This is a genomic window from Thiohalocapsa halophila (genome assembly GCF_016583825.1).
Taxonomy (GTDB): Bacteria; Pseudomonadota; Gammaproteobacteria; order Chromatiales; family Chromatiaceae; genus Thiohalocapsa; species Thiohalocapsa halophila.
Genome location: NZ_NRRV01000209.1, coordinates 1 through 1,054, shown reverse-complemented (window position 1 = coordinate 1,054; position 1,054 = coordinate 1). Strand labels below are relative to the sequence as shown.

The following is a 1,054-nucleotide window of genomic DNA, read 5'->3' as shown; positions in this document are numbered from 1 at the left end:
CTCCAGGCCTATATCCAGGGCCGCAGCTTCCAAAGCCAGCGCGAGTTTGATGCCGCGTTCGCGAAGGGCGGTCCGTTCGAGAAGTTGGGCGCCGATATCGCCCTCGCCCTATCCCTCGCGTTCTGCCGAGCACAGGCAAGGGCGCGCGGATGTTCACTCAAGACACTGCTCGACGATCTCTCCGATCTCAAGCCGAGCATGCCGCATCCGATTGTCAATATCTTCAGCGGCGGGGTGCATGGCGGACATATTTCCTACCAGCAGTTGATGATTATTCCAAGGCATGCGCGATTGCGTGACGATGTAGAAACGGCCTTGACGGTTTATGGCGAGATTGAAGACCTGATGCGCTCTCGGGACCTCCTCGAAGGCTATTCGGCCTCGAGCGGAATGATGACCAGCCTGTCCGATCTGCAACAACTCTTCGACATCATTGCATCGACGCTCGAGCGGCTCGGGTTAGGCAATGACGTCGCCTTGGGTACGGACGTCGCCGCTGAGCATATGGAGCAGGGAGACGGCACATACCGTGTCGGCACCGATATCTACACGGCAAACGAGTTCCAAGCGTTCCACAGAAGACTGCTCGATGACTACAATTTCTGTTTCTACGAAGACCCATTCGGCCCGGACGATGGCGCCGCTTGGCGTGCATTAACAGGGTATGCGTCCGCGAGCACAATGATCGTCGGCGACGATCTATTCGCCACGAACGCCGAGAATATCGACCCCGGACTCGCAACAGGGATTCTGTTGAAGATGAACCAGGTCGGCACGGTTACCGGCACCTTGGATGCGGCAGTTGCGGCACGCGAGGCAGGGATGCGGCTCTGTGTATCGCACCGCTCCAAAGAAACCGAAGACACGGCCATGTGTGACCTAGCCGTCGCGGTAGGCGCGGACCTCATCAAGGTAGGCGGGCCCAGACGGGGCGACCGGATCGCCAAGTACAACCGGCTGCTTCGACTCGCGGAAGAAGCGTATTGCCCGCCGGCCTAGGGCCCGTGATCCGCAGCGAGGGGATCGACATGTTTCAACGACCACACCGCATGGC

General features: G+C 59.5%; 1 protein-coding gene. It reads left to right on the top strand.

Annotation, left to right across the window (positions count from 1 at the left end):
- On the top strand, nt 1-999 hold a 999-nt coding region (locus tag CKO31_RS26030; protein ID WP_200243804.1), incomplete at its 5' end, for an enolase-like domain-containing protein.
- Between the last annotated feature and the right edge of the window lie 55 nt (nt 1,000-1,054).